We start from the raw sequence: 17623 nt of genomic DNA, 5'->3' as shown, positions 1-17623 counted from the left end.
CTCGCGATCTTGCGTCAGAACGCTACACCGGCACAGATGATCAGATTGGCATAGGGAGTGACCTCACCGGTGCGCACAACCGCCTTGCACTGATGGGTCTGCTGCTTGAAGGCTTCGTGGGGGATGTACTCAATCTGGATTGGTTTCCCTTGCTTGCTTTCGGCCTGTTGCAGCAGTTGCAGCAGTTGGTCATGACACTCGGGACTGACGCGCGGTAGCTCTTCGGCCAGGATCACCCGCTCGACGACCATCTCCTCGCAGACCACCTGGGTGGTTTCCAGCAGGCCGGGGACACCGGCCTTCAGCGCCAGATCGATGCGCTGGGTGGCGGCCGGGATGGGCAATCCGGCATCGCACAGGCAGATCTGATCGGTATGGCCACATTCAGCAATCACGGCATTGAGTGGGGCGTTGAGCAACAAACCTTTCTTCATGATGGTTCTCCACAGGGTGTTGGCGCACCCGTCAATGAGCAAATCCAGTGTCACGACTCGGTTACAGTGTGGTTCATCGGGCATTATTTGTTGAAATTTACCCAGATAGCCTCACGCTTAAATTTCACGTAACCGATTACGTAACCGATTACGTCAGAGCGTAGACGCCGATCCGTGTGGCCACAAGCATGAGTAGATAAATATGTGAAAGCGCTCTCAAAGGAGCGGTGTTATCACGAAGAGACTGGCTATATTGCAGTGATTTATAGATGAGATTACGACACCTGGTGGTTTATTCCACTGAGTTTTGACTCTGTTGCGAGATTCGTTCGCGCCAGTCGCTGCTCTGGCGCTATGGCATTGAGGCGGTCAGTGCTAGCCGGTGCGGTCGGGTAACAAGATGCTAAAGCAGGCACCACCCAGCTCGGAGTCACCGACCTGTAACTGGCCGTGGTAGCTATGCACAATCTCGCTACAGACGCCGAGGCCAATACCTTGGCCACTGGAGTTATCGGCCCGCACGCCGCGCTGCAAAATACGGGCTCTCAACTCTTCGGGGACCCCGGGACCATCATCACTGATGCGGATCAGCAAGCCCGTGCTGACGTGCCGTAATTCCAGACTAATTTCGCTGATGGCAAACTTGTGGGCATTATCCAGCAGGTTGCCGAGTAGCTCGAATAAGTCGTCCTGTTCGCCACGAAACAGCAGCTCATCGTCATGGAGCAGGCGAACCCGGATCCGTTTGTGTTGATAGACCTTGGCCATGGTGGCCAACAGCTTCTGGGCTATGGGTACCGGATCGCAACCTTGATTATTCAGTAATTGGCGCCCGGTGACGGCACGGCGCAAATGGTACTGAATGATCTGATCCATCAGACTGACTTGTTCATTCAGATTGCGTCGGGCTTTGGTACTGAGTTTTTCTTCTGCCATGGTGGCCTGGATCAAGGCCAGACGGGTTTTCAGGCTATGCGCCAGATCGTTGACCGTGTGTTGGTAGCGCTGCTTTTGCTGGCGTTCGTTATCCAGCAAGCGGTTGAGCGACTGAGTCAGCGGTTGCAGCTCTTTTTCATATTGGCTATCCATCTCGCTTTTTTCGCCATTGCGGATCGCGTCCAACTCGGATTTGATGCGTTTGAGCGATGACAGGCCCCAGCGCGTGGATAGCAGAAGCAGCACCGCCACGCCCAGATAGATCAGCACGGCGCGACGCAGGGTCAGCAATAGATAGCGATCGGCCTGGGCGGCCAGATCCGAAGCCGGACGCATCAGTATGGTATGAAAAGTTTTCGGCTTCTTGCTGTCGAAGTAACGAGTCACGCGCAGGCTGTAGAGATAGTAGGGGGCGTCGGTATCAAATTTGACCAATCGGAACAGGGATTCTCGCGGACCGATGAAGGGCAGGATCCGTTGACATAGCTTGCGCACGGTCAGTAGCTCGACCTGGGCAATGTCCTGCCACAGCAGCTCACCATTGACATCACAGACCACGCCATCCACCAGGCGATTGGGCCAATCGAGCTTCATGGTGGAGAAGGCCTTGGCGGCACTGGCTCGCGGTGGTGGGCGTACCGTGGTGGAGAACAGACGGGAGAGATCCCGCTGTAGCTCTTGCTGGATAAATTTGGCTTGCTCGTTGCGGTAGGAGTCATATTCCAGGCTCACCAGCAGGGCCATCAGCAAGCCGACCACCAACATGGCGGACAGCAAGAGCTTGACGTAGAGAGAGCGGATCATTGGCAACTCAGGTTGAAGATATAGCCCTGACGGCGAATGGTGGTAATGGGTTGTAACTCTCCTTCCGGATCCAGTTTCTTGCGCAAGCGGCTGACCAGTACTTCCAGGGTGTTCGGATCCCCTTCGCCATCATCGTACAGCTGATCCATGAGCTGCTGCTTGGAGACCACCTGACCACTATTGCGCATCAGATATTCCAGAATGGTGTATTCAAAGTGGGTGAGCACAACCGTCTCATCGGCAACCGCCAGCTCTTTGCGCGAGAGATCCAGCCGATAGGGGCCAGCCTGAATTTGTGGCGAAATAAACCCGGCGCTGCGGCGGACCAGGGCATTCAACCGTGCCAGCATCTCTTCCTTGTGGAAGGGTTTGACCATGTAGTCATCGGCTCCGGCCTCAAGACCCGCGACCTTGTCCTGCCAGTTGCCCCGGGCGGTCAGGATCAGGATGGGAAACGGGATCTGCTTGTCACGCAGCTGGCGGATCAGCGGTAAGCCATCCATATCCGGTAGGCCGAGATCGATAATGGCGACATCAATCGGATAATCCTCGGCAAAATGCAGAGCCTCCTCGGCCTGGTGAGCGGCGTACACCTGGTGATCTTCTTCTTGCAGGATGGACTTCAAGTGGTGATTCAGCAGACGGTCGTCTTCGGCCAGCAGTATCTTCATGAAACGGGCAATCGGTAGGTGAATGGCAAACCATTCTCCTATGGCCCCTTGGTAAAAGACAAGCAGCAGCCAGAAAAAGCAACGGGAGCCAAGGCTCCCGTGCGGATGTATGGGTCAATGACATCATGATCAAGCGTCGACCAGGCTGCCCCACAGATCATATTCATCGGCGTGTTCGATGACGACGCGCACCAGAGCGCCGGGCTTGAGCGCGGTTTCGCCATTGAGATAGATGACACCGTCGATTTCTGGCGCATCGCCCGGGGTTCGGCCGATCGCACCTTCATTGTCGACTTCATCGATCAACACCCACATCTGCTTGCCCACTTTCTCCGCCAATTTACGGGTGGAAATCTGTTGTTGCAGCTCCATGAAGCGCACGAAGCGCTCCTCCTTGATCTCTTCTGGCACCTGATCCGGCAGCTCGTTGGCTTGAGCGCCATCCACAGGGCTGTATTTGAAGCAACCGACGCGATCCAGCTCTGCCTTCTCCAGAAAATCGAGCAGCATCTGGAAATCTTCCTCGGTTTCCCCCGGGAAGCCGACGATAAAGGTCGAGCGCAGGGTAATCTCCGGACAAATGGCACGCCAGGAGTGGATACGTTCCAGTGTGCGTTCAACCGCTCCCGGGCGCTTCATCAGCTTGAGGATGCGCGGGCTAGCATGCTGCAGCGGAATATCCAAGTAAGGCAGGATCTTGCCTTGTGCCATCAGGGGGATCACATCATCCACATGAGGGTAGGGATAGACGTAATGCAAGCGTACCCAAATGTCGAGCTTGCCCAGCTCTTCACACAGCGCCTTCATGCTGGTTCTGACGGGGGCGCCATCGTAGAAGCCGGTTCTATGTTTGACATCGACGCCATAGGCGGAGGTGTCTTGGGAAATCACCAGCAACTCTTTAACCCCGGCTTCCTTCAAACGCTTGGCTTCGGCGAGTACCTCGCCGATGGGGCGACTCTCCAGGTCCCCACGCATCGACGGTATGATGCAGAAGGTACAGCGATGGTTACAACCTTCGGAAATTTTCAGATAGGCGTAGTGCTTGGGTGTCAGCTTGACGCCATGGGCAGGCACCAGACTCATAAATGGATCATGTGCGGGTTTGGGCACATAGGTATGGACATGCTGCAGCACCTGCTCGTAGGCATGGGGGCCGCTGATCTCCAGCACCTTGGGATGAATGGCGCGGATCTGATCTTCTTTGGCACCCAGACAGCCGGTAACGATCACTTTGCCGTTTTCGGCCAGTGCCTCACCGATCGCCTCGAGTGATTCCTGAACGGCGCTGTCGATAAAGCCACAGGTATTGACGATCACCAACTCGGCATTGTCATAGCGATTGACTACTTCGTAGCCTTCGGTACGCAGCTGGGTCAGGATCCGCTCTGAATCCACCAGGTTTTTGGGGCAACCCAAGGACACAAATCCGATGCGCGCGGCACCCGGCTGTGCTTGTGCCGGCTTGGCCGGCTGGTTGTCGAGCATCTGTCCCAGCGTGGTAGTGGAACAGCTGTCGGAGGCGTTCGGATCGAAGGTATTGACGGTCATAGGCGATACAGCAGACTGCAGATGTTAAAAAAGATGGCGGATTATACCTGATGTCAAGCAAAGGGAAAGGTGAAGAGTTGGTGATTTTTTGTGCGGACTTAAGAAGGCAAGAGTGACAAGGCCTGACTTGCTTGGTTCAGGTGGGGGCTGCGGATCTCACGCTGGCTGTATTGATGTTGCAATCTATGGTGAGCTGGTGCTCTTTTCTCGGCGTTGGTTCAGCGGGTTCAGGTGATTTTTTCGTGATTATCACGGAACCCTGCCTCAAGCGCGCTAAGTTTATAACAACAGGCTCACGACCATGCAGAGGTAGCAATGAAACAACTGACATTGATTCGACATGCTAAATCGAGCTGGAAAATTGCCGAGCTGGAGGATAGCTGGCGTCCTTTGACCTCAAGAGGTTACCGTCAATTGCTGGAGCTGGGGAAGCACGTCCCTGCGGGCGGCTTGTGGCTGGTATCACCCGCAGTCCGAACCTATGCGACGGCTCATGTGTTGCGTCGTCTGGCGGGACTGCCGATGGCCGGATTACAACTGGATGAGCGTCTGTATGAAAGCAGCGGTGATAGGCTGCTGGAGTTGCTGCGTGAACAGGATGATAAGGATGAACATCTGGTGTTGGTCGCTCACAGCCCGGGGCTGGATGAACTGGCGCTATCACTGTGTCCTGGAGCCCTGGTACCGCTGACCACCGCTAGCTTATTGACTCTGGAGCTGGAAATTAGCCAGTGGCAGCAGTGTACTCCGGGTTGCGGTAAGCAACTGACCTATTTGGTGCCTGGCGAGTAAAGCGGCCTGCTCATCGTTCAATAAAGAACCCCGCCGAGGCGGGGTTCTGAATAACGGTTCTGCTGGCTGAATCAAGCGGCGAAGTTCTTGGCCGCAAAATCCCAGTTGGCCAGTGCCCAGAATGCTTCCAGATACTTAGGGCGCAGGTTGCGGTAGTCGATGTAGTAGGCATGTTCCCAAACATCAACGGTCAGCAAGGGAGTGATCCCAGCCTCGGTCAGCGGGCAGCCGGCATTGGAGGTATTCACGATTGCCAGTGAGCCGTCAGCCTTTTTCACCAGCCATGTCCAGCCTGAGCCGAAGTTGGTGACCGCTGATTTAGTGAAGGCTTCCTTGAACTGCTCGAAGGAACCAAATGCCGCATCAATGGCAGCCGCTAACGCTCCGCTCGGCGCGCCACCGGCATTGGGTGCCAAGCTGTGCCAGAAGAAGGTGTGATTCCAGATCTGGGCAGCATTATTGAAGACACCACCGGAGGAGGTCTTGATGATCTCTTCGAGGGATTTGCCTTCAAATTCGGTACCTGGAACCAGGTTGTTCAGGTTGACCACATAGGTGTTGTGGTGCTTGCCGTAGTGAAACTCCAGGGTTTCTTGAGAGAAATGGGGCTCGAGGGCATTCTTTTCGTAGGGCAGGGCCGGAAGTTCAAAAGCCATGAGTAAACTCTCCAATGTATACAGGCCCTCAGCCGGGCCGAATTGCCAAAAAGGGATTAAGTTGGGGACTATCCCGGTTACAGAATTGATTTATAGCAAACTTTTCAGGCTGAACGCCACAACTAAAGCCACAAACGCACCGGAAGTTGTTAACAAACTGCTTACCTGCAGATTACATGACCTACTCTTCATCGCTAAACGATGTTGGGTCCTTGGTATGAATACCCTTCCGATTTGTGGGATTGTTAGCGCGACGTTATGCGCTAGAATAGCCAAAACGACATAGCCAGAGGCCGTAATGGAAACAATCGAGAAGATCAAACAACAAATTGCCGAAAACCCGATCCTGCTGTACATGAAGGGCTCCCCCAAGCTACCCAGCTGCGGTTTTTCATCGCAAGCCTCCCAGGCCTTGATGGCCTGTGGTGAGCCTTTCGCGTATGTCGATATTCTGCTCAATCCGGATATTCGCGCTGAACTGCCCAAATATGCCAATTGGCCAACCTTCCCGCAGCTGTGGGTTGAGGGGGAACTGATTGGTGGCTGTGACATTATTCTGGAGATGTTCCAGCAAGGGGAGCTCAAGCCGTTGATCCAAGAAGCAGCGGCGCGGCATAAGCCAGCGGCTGAGTAACAATTGCGTTCAACGCCTCAGCCGAAAAACTGCATGAAAGCAACAAGGGCCATCATAGTGATGGCCCTTGGTTTATCTGCTAGTGGCTCATAACACCATGCTGGCGATCCAGCCAAAGACGAGCAGTGGGATGTTGTAGTGGATGAAGGTGGGGACCACGCTATCCCAGATATGGTCGTGCTGACCATCGGCATTCAGGCCCGAGGTTGGGCCCAGTGTCGAGTCCGAGGCCGGTGAGCCCGCATCCCCCAAGGCACCAGCGGTGCCGATGATGGCGATGGTGGCTAGCGGTGAGAAACCCAGATGCAGGCAGAGGGGAACATAGATGCCGGCGATGATGGGCACTGTGGAGAAGGAGGAGCCGATCCCCATGGTGACCAGCAGGCCGACCAGCAGCATGGCAAAGGATGCCAAGCCTTTGTGGTCACCCAGCGCGTTACCGACCGTCTGAACCAGGCCTTCAACCCCTTGTGTCGCATTCATCACCGCCGAGAAGCCGGAGGCGCTGATCATGATAAAACCAATCAGCGACATCATTTTCACCCCTTGGGTGAAAGCATCCTGGCTCTCGTGGAATTTGATCACGCCGCCGATCGTGAAAATAAGGAAACCGACCAGCGCGCCCACAATGATCGAGTCGGTATACAACTGCAGACCGAGAGCCGCGAGAATCGCCACCACCGCCACCCACAGATGATGGGGGGTAAAGGTCACTGTTTCCGGCTCGATAGCCAGAATAGGCTCCAGCGCATAGTCACGGGGTTTCCGGTAACTAAAAAAGGCACATCCCAGACCCAGGACCATACCCAGGACCGGGATGGCCATCGCCAGCGGAAGTTGCGGTCCGCTCACGGCCACACCGCTGCGGATCAGATTTTGCGCCAGTATGTCGTTGAGAAAGATGCCGCCAAATCCGACCGGCAAAATCATGTAGGTCGCTGTGAGGCCGAAGGTGATGACACAAGCGACTAACCGGCGATCCAGACGCATTTGCGCCATCACATGCAGCAGAGGCGGGATCAGGATCGGAATAAAGGCGATATGCACCGGGATCAGATTCTGTGAGGCAATACTGACTGCCAGTAAGGCCGCTAAGAGCAGGCTCTTGACCCAGACCAGATGGCTAGGTGTCGCTTTTTTACCCAGTTGTGCAATGACCTTGTGGGCCAGCAGATCGGTGATCCCCGAGCGGGAAATCGCCACGGCAAAGGCTCCAAGCATGGCGTAGGAGAGGGCAATGGTGGCACCGCCACCTAGACCATCGGTGAATGCCTTCAGGGTTTCCATCAGGCTCAGGCCACCGACCAGACCACCCACCAGGGCACTGACCGCCAGTGATACAACGACATTGATCCGCAATAGGCTCAGCAGCAGCATGAGGGATACAGCAACAACAACCGGGTTCATCGATTCTTATCTCAAGGGACTAAAAGAGCGGAATATTTTGCGGATTAAAATCCAAATGTCGAGGGGAAGATCCAGTAGTACGGTTTGATGCTAGTGGATCCGGCTGCGTCAGGAAAAAAACAGCCCCACGTGTGGGGCTGACTTATTTACTCTTCACTAGCGGGTGGCCAGCCACCAAGAGACTTCCAGCGATTGACGATGTGACAAAACAGCTCGGCTGTGCGTTGGGTATCATACAGCGCGGAATGGGCCTCCTTGTTATTGAAGGCAATTCCTGCTGCCATACACGCCTTGGCCAGCACGGTTTGACCCAGTGCCAGACCTGCCAAGGTGGCGGTGTCGAACGTAGCAAACGGGTGGAATGGATTGCGCTTTAATCCCGCACGCTCAGCGGCCGCCATCAGGAAGCCATGGTCAAATGCGGCGTTGTGCGCCACGACGATGGCCCGATGACAATCCGTTTCCTTGAGGCCCTTGCGTAGCCCTTTGAAGATGGCGCCCAGCGCGTCTTTTTCAGAGACCGCACCGCGCAGGGGATTAAACGGATCTATCCCGTTGAACTCAATAGCGGCCTTCTCGATGTTCGCACCCTCGAAGGGTTCGACATGAAAATGGAAGGTCTCATCGATATGCATCCATCCATCGTCATCCATGGTCAGGGTGCAGGCGGCGATTTCCAGCAGCGCATCACCTTTGGCGTTGAAACCAGCCGTTTCAACATCGATGACGACAGGGAAGTAGCCGCGAAAGCGGGCTTTTAACGGGTGCAACGGGATTTTTTCACTCATCCAAAACTCGATCACTAGAACAGGGTGTGAAGAAACGGAGCCCGTTAAGGCTCCATGATATCGTAGGTACTCATCCAGCCCAGACGTTCGAACAATTCAAACAGCAGGCTGACGGCAATAGACAGCAAGGTTGCCAATGCCATCCCCTTGAGGCTGACACTGCCGATATCCAAGTGGGCACCGGACAGGCCGATGATCAGCACAATGGAGGTCAGGATCAAATTCTTCGGTTTGCTGTAATCAACCTTGGATTCGACCAGCATACGGATACCGGAAGCGGCAATCACCCCGAATAACAGCAGGGACACACCGCCCATGACCGGAACCGGGATGGTACGGATGAGCGCCGTGAATTGACCAAAAAACGCTAACAGAATAGAAATCACAGCGGCGCCACCGATAACCCAGACACTGTAGACCCGGGTAATGGCCATCACGCCAATGTTTTCACCGTAGGTGGTGGTAGGGACGGAGCCGAAAAAGCCGGACAGGGTGGTGGAGATACCGTCGCCCATCAAGGAACGATGCATTCCTGGGTCTTTCATCAGCGGGCGGTCGACGATCTTCTCCGTCACGATGAAATGACCGATATGCTCGGCAATCACCACGAAGGCTGCCGGCAATATGGTGATGATGGCGGCCAGCTCGAAGGTTGGAGAGTAGAAGGTTGGCATCTGGAACACGGATGCCTGCGCCACATTGGTAAAATCAACCAGGCCTAGCAACCAGGCGGCTGCATAGCCGACGATGATGGCAATCAGGATTGGGATCACGGCCAGAAAGCCGCGGAACAGCACAGAGCCAAACACTACGACGGCGAAGGTCAGCATGGCCACTCCGACTACTTTCGGATCCAGGGTCTTGGCGGTCAAACCGGCCATGTCTGCGGCCACAGGCGCCAGCTCCAGACCTATGATGGCAACGATGGCCCCCATGGCGGCTGGTGGAAAAATGACGTTGATCCACTGGTAGCCGAACAGCTTGATCAGGCTGGCGACAGCCATGAACAACAGACCGGAGGCAATAAAGCCGCCCAATGCGGTTTCATAGTTGTAACTGGCCATCACGGCAAAAACTGGGGAGAGAAACGCGAAACTGGAGCCCAGGTAAGCCGGTACCTTGCCTTGACAGAGAAACAGGTAAATCAGGGTGCCGATACCGTTGAATAACAAGACGGTACCCACATCGACCTTGAACAGCATGGGTACCAGCACCGAGGCACCGAACATGGCGAATAGATGCTGAAAACTCAGGGGAATACTTTCCAGTAAAGAAGGTCGCTCTTCTATCTGGATGATACGTTTGCGCATGGGGTTTCTCCTTTCCCGCAGGTTATTTTCTTTTAAGAGGCTTTCTTGAGTCTTATCTGGGTATAAAGACGGCGTATTATGGCAGAAGTGCCCTTGAAAGCCCATGCCTGCAGCGAGCTCCGACTTCGTGGCAATTCCTCTAAAGTAATAGCTTTTCAGGCCGATAGAGGGGAGGTACAGGAAGAGGAGACGGCCGTGAAGTACAGATATCTGTTTGGCTTGCTAGGTGTTCTGACTGCAGTCAGCCAGGCTGCGGTGCTGGAATATGGCGCCAGTCTGGATCAGTCCAGTTGGCGATTGACCGGTGATAGCGCACTGGAATGCCGTCTCGAGCATTTTATTCCCGGTTACGGTAGCGGTTCTTTCGTCAGCAGGGCTGGTAAGAATATCAACCTGGACTTCGAGCTGCGGCCATTGCGCCCCAATGCCCGGGTGCAAACCGTGACCTTGCGCTCGCTGCCCCCACGCTGGCGTCCCGGTGTTGCCGAAACCGGTATGGGGACCATCCGTTTCTACAAACAGTTTGACGGTCTGGTCGAGGGGCAAACCGCCTGGACCATGGTCGGCGAACTGGAGCAGGGACGTTTCCCAGCTTTTGTGTTCCGTGATTGGTACCATAGAGGTGAACCGGTACAAGTATCGGTATCGGCGGTTGGCTTTTATGCCCGTTATCAATCCTTCCTGATGTGCCTGCAGAGTTTGTTGCCCTATACCTTTGCCGATATTGCGTTTACCGCGCTGAATTACGAGAAGAACAGTGATCGGTTGACCCCCTATTCCCAGCGGCGTTTGGAGATGATTGGTGAATACCTGAAAGCGGATCCGTCGATCGATATGCTGGTGATTAACGCTTATACCGACAGCTATGGTGGGCGTTGGCCAAACTTGAAACTCTCCGAAAAACGCGCCAAGACCATCAAGAACTATTTTGCCAGTTTGGGGATTGATCCGGCACGGATCGAAGTGGAAGGCCATGGTGAGAAGCAACATGTCGCCAGCAATGAAACGGAGACCGGCAGGTCATTGAATCGCCGGGTCATCATTTCCATGTCCCGCTTCCTGCCGAATTATGAAACTCGCGGCCAGGAAGTGGGTGGTGACATGTACACGGGTGAGGCGTCTGCACCGGCAACCGATAAAGAAGCGATGGCGCCGAAGGCGGATGAGTCCATGATCCAACCTGCTGCGGCCACTGGAGCCACGGAAGCGGGTACCAAGGCTAAGCCGCAGACGGCGAAAAAACCGGCTATCACCTCGGCTCCGGCGTCTGGCGCTAACAGCGGCGCTTGATACGGACACTCCCCAATGCTCGATCAAAAAAGCCCTGTTTAGATAACAGGGCTTTTTATTGGTGGCTTGCGGGTGCAGATGTTAACTGACTTGATATTGCTCCGCATACGAAGCGGCTAACACCTTGGCTTTGTTCAGCGAGGCGGTATCCAGTCGGGTGGCGGCGTTATCACGGATCTTGGCGGCGTCCGGGAAGCCAACGGCAGCCAGCGAGCCCCAGACATACGCCTGCATATCATCCTGAGGGACTCCTTGCCCCAAGGCATACATGGCCGAGAGTAGAAACTGGGCCTCGATATGGGATTTTTCCGCGGCTTGTCGATACCAGAACAGGGCTTGCTTGTTGTCCTGCGCCACGCCTTGGCCGTTGTAATACATGAGCCCAATGTTGTAAGGCGCTTCAGGGTGATCCAGTTCGGCCGACTTTTTGTACCACTTCAGGGCCGCTTTGTAATCCTGAGCCACACCCCGTCCCATGTCATACATGAGTGCCAGCGTGTACGCCGCATCGGCATGTTCCAATTCTGCCGCTTTTTGATACCAGCGGGCACTTTCGGCGGCATCCTGGGTTACGCCGCGTCCGGTGTCGAACCGCAGGGCCAACTGATAGGCTGCTTCCGGATGGCCGCGTTCGGCAGCTATGCGATAGCACTCCAGAGCTTGCTGTTGATCCTGACTCACGCCTTTACCCTGCTCATAAAGCGAGGCGAGTTTGACCAAGGCTACCGGATGGCCCTGATGGGCGGCGAGTCGATACCAGTGCGCGGCCATTAGGTCGTTCTGCAGAACTTCCTGACCCAGGGCATAACATTCACCCAGGCTATATTGGGCATCGGCGTTGCCCTGTTTGGCAGCCTGTTGGGCTGCTGCCATCTCTTTAAACTCCATCGAGTGGGTCTCCTGTCGCTGGTCTGGGCGGATTATACCAACACTCGCTGAAGTGACACAGACTCAACTGCAGCGAAAGCGAGTGGTTGTTAACGTTTTCAACAAAATAGCGGATCAATGCGGCGGTATCGCCGCTCCTTGTCCTGGCTGGGGTGGTGGCACTGGACAGTCCAGACACAAAGCCAAAACCCGAAACAGGGTAAATTCAACGTCAGAAACCTTGCCATCCCAGGCCATGGCATCGGAGAGGGCATGGATAAACTGTAATTTGATGCGTGGTGCTGCCTGTTGGAGTCGGCTCAGTGCGTTTCCGATGGCGTCGAGATCCACCGTGGTTTCCCGACTCAGTGGCAATGGCAGCTGTGCGCTCAGCGCGGTAAAAAATGCTTCCGCCGCCGCAGGCGTGTTGGTGCAGTGATGGGCCATCCAATTGGCCACTTGTTGGATTTCGGCACCAAGCTGCTCGATATTTCTCACCATGCTATTCGATGGAGGGATGCGCGAAAAACAGGGTGCTAACTGGTGGTCGATCAAACGGCTCAGCAACCATTCAAATAGGTTTTCCTCTCCGTCGGCGTGAATTAACTGGTGGAGACGATCTGTAAACATCGCGTATTGCTGGCTATCGAGTCGCTGCAGGGTTGGCAGGCACAACTCCACCAAACCCAGACGCAAGGGGGCGGATAGTGGATAACAGGTTAATGCTTCCACCTCCCGAGGATTGGGCAACAGCGAAAACTGCCGATGCCGGATCACCAGATCGGAGCTGATCAGCAGTGAGTAGAGTACCGACTGAGCCTCCTGTAACTGGTGGGCTGCGGTAATGAGTGGTGCGGGGATCTGAGGTAACCACTCCTGCGGTGCATCCAGATCCAGTGTCATGGCGGCAGGTGGCGCGGCCAGTATCCTGGATGATGGCGAGCCATCGATTGCGGATCCACGACGTTGCTGTACCGGAGTATCGGCCAGCTCCCGATAGTCATTCGGCTGCATCGGTAGTAGATTCCGAATGTATTGACCATTCCAGTCCGGCTCCAAGGCGCGGATCCGCTCGGCAAGGGGGGGATGTGTCGCTAACGCGCCGGCGAAGGTACTGTCCAGGCCTTGGGCAAAAAACAGGTGGCTGAAGCTGCGGCTGGCGGGATGAAAGATCAGTGAGGCATAGGGATGCCCCGCGACCTTCTTCAGGGCAGAGGCCAGGGCGCGGGGGTTGCGGGTAAATTGTACCGCGGCAGCATCCGCCAGGGTTTCGCGTTGCCGGTTGACGGCGGCCTTGATGAGTTCACTGAAGAAGACGCCCCCATACCCAATCAGATAACAGCCGGAATGGAGTGGGTTGGCGTGCCGATGGGTTTTTTCGGGCCAGAATTGATCGGAAGTTTGGTGCTGTATCGGACGATCAAGCTGTTCTGCTAGTTCGGCAATCACGAGTAAGCCGGTCATGGCGGCGGCCAACTGTAGGTTCAGGCGAATATCGCCATGGCGAATGTGGCTGAATTCATGGGCAACCATGGCCTGCAATTCATCCCGATCCAGGGCTTCCAGTGCTCCCCGCGTCACCACGATGACCGCATCCTGGATCCCCATGCCGGCGGCAAAGCTATTGATGCTTTGCTCTTGCTCCTGCACAAACAAGGCAGGAACGGGTAATCCGGATGCCAGGGCCATCTCTTCGACGACGTTACGGAATTGTTGATCCTTGAGGCTGTTTGCTGTGAGTGCCAGTCGGCTGGCGCCCAATGCCTTAGCTACATGCCAGCCACCGCGTTTGAGCGAATGATAACGGGCGTAGCTGATGATCAGACACAGCAGCATGATCAACCCGCTCATAAACAAAAAATGCGGCAGACTGAATAGGTCACTGGTGGGTGCGGCAAACAGTAATTTTAAGGGGATCAGCAGCAGGCTTAACCAGAGACTGGAAAGAATGCCGAGTGCAACAACTCCAGCCAGATAAAGCAGGATCAGCAATCGACTGCTGCGACGGGCGGTCTGCTGTTGCTGGTAAAAATCCATACTGCGACTCCCGGTCGGCTAGTGGGGTGCAGGTACTCAGCTGGCCGAAGTCAGATTGATCCGAGGGGGCTGGTGGTATAACTCGGGTTCCGCAATTTCCAGTAAAGAGGCATCGACACCGTGACCTACGCGCGCTGCAAACAGTAATGCAGGGAACTGTCTACGGTAAATATTGTATGCGGTGACGCCGTCATTGAATGCCTGGCGGGCGAATGCGACCCGATTTTCGGTCGCTGTCAGCTCCTCAAACAACTGGGCGATCTGCGCATTGGCTTTGAGTTCCGGATAAGCCTCGATTTGGATGTTCAAGTTGCCTAACGCCTGGGTCAACAGGGTTTCTGCCTGACCCAGCTGGGTCATGGCCTGATCTTTGCCCGGATTCTGGCTGGCAACCTTCAACAGAGCATGAGCCGCATTACGTGCCTCGGTAATGGCCTGTAGGGTCTGATTTTCATGTTGCAGGTAACCGCGGACTGTCTCCACCAGATTGGGGATCAGGTCGTAGCGACGACGGAGTTGCACCTCGATCTGGGCAAAACTGTTGGCATATTGGCCTTTAAGGGCGACCAGATGGTTATAGATCTGCGCCAGCCACATTAGTAAACCCAGCAGGGTGGCCAGAATGATCAACAAAACTATCATCGTCTCTCTCCTTGTCGTGCATCAGCAGCCGCAACTGGCTGCTAATTTCATTCTGCTACCGATGGCCATGACGAGTTGCGAACCCGTCATGACAGAGCGGGCTATGCTGTTGGCAGCAAACTAGTTCCCCAGACCCTGTCCGGCAAACTTCTTGTTGATCAGTTCAATCTTGTAACCGTCGGGGTCGACCACAAATGCAATCTCCGTAGTTCCGCCTTGCACCGGCCCGGGCTCACGGGTGATGGTGCCACCTGCGGCGCGAATAGCATCACAGGTGGCATAGATATCTTCAGTCTCAAGGGCGATGTGGCCATAAGCATTTCCCAGCTCGTACTCGCTGACGCCCCAGTTGTAGGTCAACTCGATCACGGCTTCATCTTTTTCATCGCCATAACCTACGAATGCCAACGTGTACTTATATTCGGTGTTTTCACTTTGCCGCAGTAATTTCATCCCCAGGATCCGGGTATAAAAATCCAGTGAACGGGGTAGATCACCGACACGAAGCATGGTGTGAAGAATGCGCATGGTTATTTCCTCTCGTCGCAACATAATAAATTGCCCACTGGGCTGTTATCCCAGCCCATCGTGGTATCGGCCGAGAATATCATGATTGTTACAGCACGCCACATGCAGACATGAGTATTCGAATGGAGAGCCCGCTAAGCCGACTGCGTTACGACTCAACCTTATGAGGAGGCGCTGCGGCGGGATCGCTTGGTCCTTGCGCCTTGCAGCCCCAGACTGGCACCGCCGATGATCAGCACCCCGGCAATCACATGGCGTAGCTGCAGGCTTTCGCCGTTGATCAACACCAGCAACAAGGTGCTGAGCAGCGGAGTGAGGTAGGCAAGGGCACCAATGCGACGGGGATCTCCGTCCCGTAATGCCAGATACCAGGTGATGAAAGCTGTTCCCATCGGGCCCATGGCCAAGCCAATGATCAACCACCAGTCATGACTGGGGATCTGCCGCCACGGCAGGGCGCCCTCGCTGAAATGGGAGATCACCAGTGCGAGCAAGCCCGAGATCAGGCAGCAGGCACCGATGACAGGTGCTGGCGCCGCAGGAAGGCGGCGTGAGAGCACCGAGTAAAATCCCCAGGTGATCGCGGCAGCGAGAGCGAGCAAATAGCCAGGGATATAGAGCTGTTGCAGATGCAAGGAGCCATCGGTCATCACCAGCAGACTGCCACACAAACCCAGCAGGCCAGCCATGACATGCTGGCGTTGCAACGGGTGCTGAGGTAGCAACAGTGGCGTGAACAGGATGATCATCAAGGGCCAGAGATAATTGATCAAATTGGCTTCCAGTACCGGGGCATGGCGGAAGGCACTGAACAATAGCAGGTGATAGCCGAGAAAAGCGATGATGGTGGCCAACCAGGTGACAAGCGGGGCTCGCCATTGCCGCCAGAACGGAATGGCACCCAACCCGCAAAACAACAACACTAGGCCGACCAAGACCAGCGGTGTCACCGAGGTGATCCGCGATGTCAGTGCCGCTAATGATGACCACAGTAGTATGGTTAACAGCGCCAAGAGCGTGGATCTGTCCAGCCAACGGGCGTTGGACGAAGGCATAAAAACTCCTAATTCTGAAGATGAAACGACTCGAGTGACGAGTCACTGAGGTATGGCATGCGCTTGGATACTGCCGGAGTCATCATCGCATATCAGTCGGTCAGGCAGGCGGGATCAAACTGATAGCGGCCATCCAGCCAGTCCAGCAGTTCGATCACCGCCGGATGGCAGCGATAGGGCTGATAGCGCTGACGCAGCTGTTGTTTGTCGTTCTCGCCAAGCTGTTCCAGGCCCAGCTGACAGAAGGCTGGTAGATCGATGGTCAGTTGCCGGGCTAATTCGGCGCCTAATTCCTCGCCTGCGATCTGCATCCAGAGTGCGTCGGGATGGTAATCATCCACCAACTGATAACTCAAGGGTAAAGAGGCCAATGGCAACCTGCTCAATACCGGTTGTTTCATCGGATTTACCGCATGTCCTGCCAGATAGTGTTGCAACTGGGCTGGACGATTCTCGAAGGGCCGCAAATAAAGAAAGTTGGAGGCTTTCTTGCCGTCGTTGACCGGATAGTTATCCCAAAGAAAGGGTTTGCGTTTGAGGGTGTCAGCCACCCAGGATAGATGATCCAGCGGATAATGGGTTGAACACACCTTGGGGCCGGTCCAGAACAGATCAAAATGGGCGTCCAGTCCAGATCCCAGCTCCGGCCAGTAGTTTGCCGGCATGGCACCGAATACCTTTTCCAGGATGGGGTCCGTGCTATAAAAACTTGGACAAAAAATCAGGCGTTTGGCGCGGGTGTGGGCGGCAATATCATGGGCGATGGTGAGTTGTAGACGGGCCAGCTCGGGTGTGTCGCTGGGCATGTCATCAAACAGCACCGCCAAGATGTCCGGGGCCAGCTCGGCATCGATCAGCTGGACCTTGGCCAGGAGTTGTGCGCGTTTTTGTGGGTAATCATGGTGGGCGCCAAGGGGGGTCAAGCCTATGCCAAAAGCCAAGTGATTCGCCTTGCAGCTGGCGGCCAACGCCCGGAGTTCGGCTAGCTGCTGATCAGGCCATGGCTGCTGCCAGCGCCGGCGCAGATAGTCATCATCTTTAGGTGCGTAGATATAGAAGCCATAGCCGTGACGCGGTAGCCAGCGGGCATATTCCTGCCGTTGCGGCCATGACCAGCTATGACCGAAAAAACCCTCGATGACGCCAAGAAAATTATGGGGTAGGGAAGATTGCCCGGTGAAGACCGGTTGAGATGAGAAAGGCGATACAGGCTCTGGCATA

At 55.2% G+C, this 17623-nt stretch carries 16 protein-coding genes and 1 pseudogene; 3 read left to right on the top strand and 14 right to left on the bottom strand.

Annotated elements, in window-relative coordinates; translation table 11 throughout:
* Positions 1-14 precede the first annotated feature (14 nt).
* From rbsD to rimO, 4 genes are all read right to left on the bottom strand, one after another.
* Positions 15-434 (bottom strand): D-ribose pyranase, encoded by a 420-nt coding sequence (gene rbsD / locus ACYVG7_RS09375; RefSeq protein WP_460882879.1) that lies wholly within the window; start codon positions 432-434, stop codon positions 15-17.
* 375 nt (positions 435-809) lie between these two features.
* A complete protein-coding gene (locus tag ACYVG7_RS09370; RefSeq protein WP_460882878.1) occupies positions 810-2174 on the bottom strand; it encodes an ATP-binding protein in 1365 nt (454 codons plus the stop codon).
* Complete coding sequence (locus tag ACYVG7_RS09365) at positions 2171-2845, bottom strand: response regulator (protein WP_460882877.1); 675 nt, start codon at positions 2843-2845, stop codon at positions 2171-2173. The genes ACYVG7_RS09370 and ACYVG7_RS09365 overlap by 4 nt, the downstream gene beginning before the upstream one ends.
* Before the next feature lie 129 nt (positions 2846-2974).
* Positions 2975-4333: a 30S ribosomal protein S12 methylthiotransferase RimO gene (gene rimO / locus ACYVG7_RS09360; protein WP_460882894.1), complete on the bottom strand. Its 1359-nt coding sequence runs from the start codon at positions 4331-4333 to the stop codon at positions 2975-2977.
* Between the two features lie 378 nt (positions 4334-4711).
* On the opposite strand from rimO, the gene ACYVG7_RS09355 reads away from it, so the two are divergent.
* The gene (locus ACYVG7_RS09355) at positions 4712-5188 is read left to right on the top strand and encodes a SixA phosphatase family protein (protein ID WP_460882876.1); all 477 of its coding nucleotides are present in this window, start codon (positions 4712-4714) and stop codon (positions 5186-5188) included.
* 71 nt (positions 5189-5259) lie between these two features.
* Here the strand turns inward: ACYVG7_RS09355 and sodB are convergent, their stop codons facing one another.
* Positions 5260-5844: a superoxide dismutase [Fe] gene (gene sodB, locus ACYVG7_RS09350; RefSeq protein ID WP_460882875.1), complete on the bottom strand. Its 585-nt coding sequence runs from the start codon at positions 5842-5844 to the stop codon at positions 5260-5262.
* A gap of 298 nt (positions 5845-6142) precedes the next feature.
* Here sodB and ACYVG7_RS09345 point away from each other — a divergent pair, with 298 nt between their 5' ends.
* A complete protein-coding gene (locus ACYVG7_RS09345) occupies positions 6143-6478 on the top strand; it encodes a Grx4 family monothiol glutaredoxin (protein WP_460882874.1) in 336 nt (111 codons plus the stop codon).
* 87 nt (positions 6479-6565) lie between these two features.
* Here ACYVG7_RS09345 and ACYVG7_RS09340 read toward each other — a convergent pair whose 3' ends face one another.
* From ACYVG7_RS09340 to uraA, 3 genes are all read right to left on the bottom strand, one after another.
* Entirely contained in the window at positions 6566-7885 is a 1320-nt protein-coding gene (locus ACYVG7_RS09340) for a Na+/H+ antiporter family protein (RefSeq protein ID WP_460882873.1), read from the bottom strand.
* Between the two features lie 146 nt (positions 7886-8031).
* Complete coding sequence (gene rnt / locus ACYVG7_RS09335) at positions 8032-8673, bottom strand: ribonuclease T (protein WP_460882872.1); 642 nt, start codon at positions 8671-8673, stop codon at positions 8032-8034.
* 44 nt (positions 8674-8717) lie between these two features.
* Positions 8718-9983, bottom strand: coding sequence for a uracil permease (uraA, locus tag ACYVG7_RS09330; RefSeq protein WP_460882871.1), 1266 nt, complete (start codon positions 9981-9983; stop codon positions 8718-8720).
* A gap of 195 nt (positions 9984-10178) precedes the next feature.
* Here uraA and ACYVG7_RS09325 point away from each other — a divergent pair.
* Positions 10179-11039, top strand: a pseudogene (locus ACYVG7_RS09325) (flagellar protein MotY); the annotation flags it as partial.
* A gap of 315 nt (positions 11040-11354) precedes the next feature.
* Here ACYVG7_RS09325 and ACYVG7_RS09320 read toward each other — a convergent pair.
* The 6 genes from ACYVG7_RS09320 to ACYVG7_RS09295 all read right to left on the bottom strand — a co-directional run bounded on the left by ACYVG7_RS09320 (position 11355) and on the right by ACYVG7_RS09295 (position 17622).
* A complete protein-coding gene (locus tag ACYVG7_RS09320) occupies positions 11355-12161 on the bottom strand; it encodes a tetratricopeptide repeat protein (RefSeq protein WP_460882870.1) in 807 nt (268 codons plus the stop codon).
* A gap of 114 nt (positions 12162-12275) precedes the next feature.
* Complete coding sequence (locus ACYVG7_RS09315) at positions 12276-14177, bottom strand: M48 family metalloprotease (RefSeq protein ID WP_460882869.1); 1902 nt, start codon at positions 14175-14177, stop codon at positions 12276-12278.
* A gap of 36 nt (positions 14178-14213) precedes the next feature.
* Positions 14214-14819 (bottom strand): LemA family protein, encoded by a 606-nt coding sequence (locus ACYVG7_RS09310; RefSeq protein ID WP_460882868.1) that lies wholly within the window; start codon positions 14817-14819, stop codon positions 14214-14216.
* Positions 14820-14939: 120 nt separating this feature from the next.
* Entirely contained in the window at positions 14940-15347 is a 408-nt protein-coding gene (gene gloA / locus ACYVG7_RS09305) for a lactoylglutathione lyase (RefSeq protein ID WP_460882867.1), read from the bottom strand.
* A gap of 161 nt (positions 15348-15508) precedes the next feature.
* On the bottom strand, positions 15509-16402 hold the full coding sequence (locus ACYVG7_RS09300; protein ID WP_460882866.1) for a DMT family transporter: 894 nt from the start codon (positions 16400-16402) through the stop codon (positions 15509-15511).
* A 92-nt stretch (positions 16403-16494) separates the two neighbouring features.
* Entirely contained in the window at positions 16495-17622 is a 1128-nt protein-coding gene (locus ACYVG7_RS09295) for a beta-N-acetylglucosaminidase domain-containing protein (protein ID WP_460882865.1), read from the bottom strand.
* Position 17623: the final 1 nt, after the last annotated feature.

The sequence above is a fragment of the Pseudaeromonas pectinilytica genome (assembly GCF_054780855.1).
Note: the sequence above shows the minus strand (reverse complement) of the source record. Positions and strands in the feature narration are given on the sequence as shown.

Bases quoted from the DNA above. Each gene is read 5' to 3' on its own strand.
- rbsD (WP_460882879.1), bottom strand. From the start codon at position 434: ATGAAGAAAGGTTTGTTGCTCAACGCCCCACTCAATGCCGTGATTGCT.
- ACYVG7_RS09370 (WP_460882878.1), bottom strand. From the start codon at position 2,174: ATGATCCGCTCTCTCTACGTCAAGCTCTTGCTGTCCGCCATGTTGGTG.
- uraA (WP_460882871.1), bottom strand. From the start codon at position 9,983: ATGCGCAAACGTATCATCCAGATAGAAGAGCGACCTTCTTTACTGGAA.
- rnt (WP_460882872.1), bottom strand. From the start codon at position 8,673: ATGAGTGAAAAAATCCCGTTGCACCCGTTAAAAGCCCGCTTTCGCGGC.
- ACYVG7_RS09300 (WP_460882866.1), bottom strand. From the start codon at position 16,402: ATGCCTTCGTCCAACGCCCGTTGGCTGGACAGATCCACGCTCTTGGCG.
- ACYVG7_RS09365 (WP_460882877.1), bottom strand. From the start codon at position 2,845: ATGAAGATACTGCTGGCCGAAGACGACCGTCTGCTGAATCACCACTTG.
- gloA (WP_460882867.1), bottom strand. From the start codon at position 15,347: ATGCGCATTCTTCACACCATGCTTCGTGTCGGTGATCTACCCCGTTCA.
- ACYVG7_RS09295 (WP_460882865.1), bottom strand. From the start codon at position 17,622: ATGCCAGAGCCTGTATCGCCTTTCTCATCTCAACCGGTCTTCACCGGG.
- ACYVG7_RS09320 (WP_460882870.1), bottom strand. From the start codon at position 12,161: ATGGAGTTTAAAGAGATGGCAGCAGCCCAACAGGCTGCCAAACAGGGC.
- rimO (WP_460882894.1), bottom strand. From the start codon at position 4,333: ATGCTCGACAACCAGCCGGCCAAGCCGGCACAAGCACAGCCGGGTGCC.
- ACYVG7_RS09315 (WP_460882869.1), bottom strand. From the start codon at position 14,177: ATGGATTTTTACCAGCAACAGCAGACCGCCCGTCGCAGCAGTCGATTG.
- ACYVG7_RS09345 (WP_460882874.1), top strand. From the start codon at position 6,143: ATGGAAACAATCGAGAAGATCAAACAACAAATTGCCGAAAACCCGATC.
- ACYVG7_RS09340 (WP_460882873.1), bottom strand. From the start codon at position 7,885: ATGAACCCGGTTGTTGTTGCTGTATCCCTCATGCTGCTGCTGAGCCTA.
- ACYVG7_RS09355 (WP_460882876.1), top strand. From the start codon at position 4,712: ATGAAACAACTGACATTGATTCGACATGCTAAATCGAGCTGGAAAATT.
- sodB (WP_460882875.1), bottom strand. From the start codon at position 5,844: ATGGCTTTTGAACTTCCGGCCCTGCCCTACGAAAAGAATGCCCTCGAG.
- ACYVG7_RS09310 (WP_460882868.1), bottom strand. From the start codon at position 14,819: ATGATAGTTTTGTTGATCATTCTGGCCACCCTGCTGGGTTTACTAATG.